This is a genomic window from Oerskovia sp. 140933, assembly GCF_059651515.1.
This window is the reverse complement of the sequence record NZ_JAMXIO010000067.1, coordinates 1-3364: the sequence shown is the minus strand read 5'-3', so window position 1 is coordinate 3364 and position 3364 is coordinate 1. Positions and strand designations below refer to the sequence as shown.

The 3364-nt window shown below is 66.6% G+C and carries 3 protein-coding genes; 2 read left to right on the top strand and 1 reads right to left on the bottom strand.

The features are described from left to right. Positions 1 to 112 precede the first annotated feature (112 nt). Positions 113 to 796 (bottom strand): Crp/Fnr family transcriptional regulator, encoded by a 684-nt coding sequence (locus NHG27_RS18875; protein ID WP_171197093.1) that lies wholly within the window; start codon positions 794 to 796, stop codon positions 113 to 115. Between the two features lie 165 nt (positions 797 to 961). Here NHG27_RS18875 and NHG27_RS18870 point away from each other — a divergent pair, with 165 nt between their 5' ends. Next, positions 962 to 1195, top strand: a complete 234-nt coding sequence (locus NHG27_RS18870) for a heavy-metal-associated domain-containing protein (protein ID WP_005053944.1) — start codon at positions 962 to 964, stop codon at positions 1193 to 1195. 91 nt (positions 1196 to 1286) lie between these two features. After that, the gene (locus tag NHG27_RS18865; RefSeq protein ID WP_171197092.1) at positions 1287 to 3287 is read left to right on the top strand and encodes a heavy metal translocating P-type ATPase; all 2001 of its coding nucleotides are present in this window, start codon (positions 1287 to 1289) and stop codon (positions 3285 to 3287) included. Positions 3288 to 3364 lie beyond the last annotated feature (77 nt).

Below are 3364 nucleotides of genomic sequence, written 5' to 3'. Positions count from 1 at the left end.
CAATGACGGCGACCGCGACCACCCGTACCTTTAGCCGTCGGAATTCGATCCTCCTGGCGCGACCCGTGATCGGCGTATCGACGCGTCTCGGATGCATCCTGACGGTACCGGGCTATCGGGGTGTGGCGACGTGTTCGAGTGCATCAATGTCGAGGATGGAGACGTCTCGGCGTCCGTGGAGTTCGATGATGCCGGAGGTGGAGAGCGCGGCGAGGCGTCGGCTCAGGGTTTCGGGCGTGGTTCCGAGGTAGGCGGCGATGTCTTTTTTCGCCATCGGCAGCCTCACCGTGGGTACGCCTGCTCGCATGCTGCCGGGCAGATCTAGCAGGTAGGCCGCCACGCGGGCGTTGACGTCGCTGGAGGTGACGGCGCCCAGCAGTCGCTCGACTGAGGAGAGCCGGTCGGAGAGTGTCCGCAGCATCCGCTGACTGATGTCGGGGTAGTCGCGGAGCAGGGCCGAGAGGTCGGCGTGGTCGAAGACGCACATCCGACTGTCTTCTAGCGCGACGACGAGGTCGACCGGGCGGTGGCCCGTCAGGAAGGCCCGTTCTCCCACGACATCACCGTCTGTCACCGTTCGCAGAATCTGTTCCTGACCATTGGCCGCCGTGTGGCTGACCTTGAGCTGTCCGCTGTGTATCACCAGCAGACGCGACACCGACTGTCCGGGGGAACAAACAATATCCCCCTTGTGGACGCACACCGGGCGAACGAAGTCGGCGACGTGCAGCTGCTCCTGGCGCGTCAGTCCTTGGAAGATCGGTACGCGAGCTACGCACAGGTCATCCTCAGACATGCCTCAAGCCTACCGGAATCGGCGCGGGCGCCACCGTCCCAGATGCCCCAGGGGGGCGCCTCGTACGGTGCCGTCCGGACTTGACCTGGGTCAAGGAGTTCGCAGTGGCGCGAGCCTATCGTGAAGGTGTCAATACGGAACACCACCAAGAAAGGGATTCTCACAATGACTACCTCCACCGCCACCCACACCCTTTTGAGGGCCGAGGGATTCTCCTGCCCGTCCTGCGTGGCGAAGATCGAAAAGCAGGTCGGCCGCCTCAAGGGTGTCGAGAACGTGAAGGTCCATTTCGCCTCATCCCGCATCGAGATCGACCACGACGCCGAGCGCGTCTCCGTGGATGACCTCGTGACTGCCGTGGCGAAGGCCGGCTATAAGGCCACTCCTTCAGCCTTCTGAGGCACGCGGGCCCCTGTGGGGTCGCACATTTTTCGCTCATACCCGATCTGCCGGTCCGCTGGCACTCATCGCAGAAAGGTCGTACCCGAAAGTGAACAGGCTCCAGAAATGGGTCTATGGGAACTGGTCGGTCCCCGTCGTGTCCGGCGTACTCATCATCATCTCCTTCGCCGTTCAACGGCTGGCCGAGGGTGCGGCCAACCTCACCATCAGCCCCCAGTGGTGGCTCGATGCCGGCGCCCACGCCACCCATGCCACCGCGGTCTTCACCCTCGCGGATGCCTTCATGGTCGCCGCCGCCGTGGTCGCCGGCTACGGGATCGTGATCAAGGCGGTTCGCGCGCTGATCGCCAAGGTCATCGGCATCGACCTGCTGGTGTCGGTGGCGGCCATCGGCGCGGTCATCATCGGCAACTTCTGGGAGGCCGCGGCGGTCACGTTCCTATTCGCCATCGGACACGCTCTGGAAGCGGCGACCCTGAACAAGACCCGCTCGGCCCTGGCCGAGCTGGTCGCCGTCGCCCCGGATTCCGCCGTCGTTGTGCGCGATGGTGAACAACAGGAGATCCCTGCCGGACAGGTGAGAATGGGCGAGATCGTCCTGGTCAAGAACGGCTCGAAGGTCCCCGTGGACGGCCAGGTCGTCTCCGGCTCCGGCGCCATCGATGAGGCCTCCATCACCGGCGAATCGATCCCGGTGGAGAAATCCAAAGGTGACCAGGTGTTCGCCGGCACTGTCTCCCGCGGCGGCTTCCTGCAAGTGCTGGCCACCGGCATCGGCGCGGATACCACCCTGGCCCGCATCATTCACCGGGTGGAGGAGGCCCAGGACGCCAAGGCCCGCACCCAGGCCTTCATGGACCGCTTCTCCCGCTGGTACACCCCCGCCGTCATGGCGCTGGCACTGGCGGCCGGACTGATCGCTGGTGATGTGGTCCTGGCGTTGACCCTGCTGGTCATCGGCTGCCCCGGCGCCCTGGTGATCTCCATTCCGGTCGCGATCGTGGCAGGCATCGGCCGGGCCGCCCGTAATGGCATCCTGATCAAGGGCGGCGAGTTCCTGGAGACCTCGGCCAAGATCTCGGCGGTCGCCGTGGACAAGACCGGCACCCTCACCGAGGGCCAACCTGTCCTCACCGATGTCGTGGTCCTGGATTCCGCACGGGACCGTGCCGACGTGCTGCGCTGGGCCGCGGCCGCCGAGGCCGGGTCGGAGCACCCGCTGGCCCGTCCCATTCTTCAGACGGCGCGCGATGAGGGGGTGGCCCCCGACGGGGTCCCCGGCACCGTCACCCCGGTCCCCGGTAAGGGCATCGTGTCCGACGTTGCCGGCCAGCGGGTGCTCATCGGCAACCCGCCGCTGCTGGACCAGTACGGCGTTCCCGACGACGGCAGCGCCGCTCGGGCGGCGGAAGCGCTGGCCTCCGAAGGCAAGACGCCGATGATCGTGGCCGTCGACGACCAGGTGATCGGCGTCGTCGCCGTCGCCGACCAAATCCGCCAGGATGCCCCCGAGATGGTCGCCCGGCTCCATCGAGCCGGTGTCGAGAAGGTGGTCATGCTCACCGGTGACACCCGACTGGTGGCCGAGGCCGTCGGGAAGGCCACCGGGATCGACGAGATCCACGCCTCCCTGCTCCCAGAAGACAAGCTGGACGTGGTCGCGCAGATGCAGCGCCAGGGCCATGTGATGGCCATGGTCGGGGACGGCGTCAACGACGCCCCGGCGCTGGCCACCGCGAACATCGGCGTGGCGATGGGTGCGGCCGGTTCGGCCGTGGCCGTGGAGACCGCGGACATCGCCCTGATGGGTGACAACCTGCTCAAGCTGCCGGAGGCCATCGGCCTGGCCAAGCGGACCGTGGCCGTGATGCGGCAGAACATCGCGATCGCCCTGATCACCGTGGTGCTGCTGCTGGCCGGTGTTTTCGCCGGCGGGGTGACCATGTCCGTCGGCATGCTCGTCCACGAAGCCTCCGTACTGGTCGTCATCATCAACGCAATGCGACTGCTACGGAAGACCCGCGGTTCGACCACGACGCCACCGGCCGAGAGGACCACGGAGAAAGGGGCACAGCAGGTAACCGCCTGACATCCAAATCCGCACCGGGGCCCTGGGGCCCGCACGCCTCCGGGTCATCCCGAGGACGCGATAAGCACGGCGGTCTC

What these genes read in the sequence shown, in the direction of transcription:
- NHG27_RS18875 (WP_171197093.1), bottom strand. Translation starts at nt 796, where the DNA reads ATGTCTGAGGATGACCTGTGCGTAGCTCGCGTACCGATCTTCCAAGGA.
- NHG27_RS18870 (WP_005053944.1), top strand. Translation starts at nt 962, where the DNA reads ATGACTACCTCCACCGCCACCCACACCCTTTTGAGGGCCGAGGGATTC.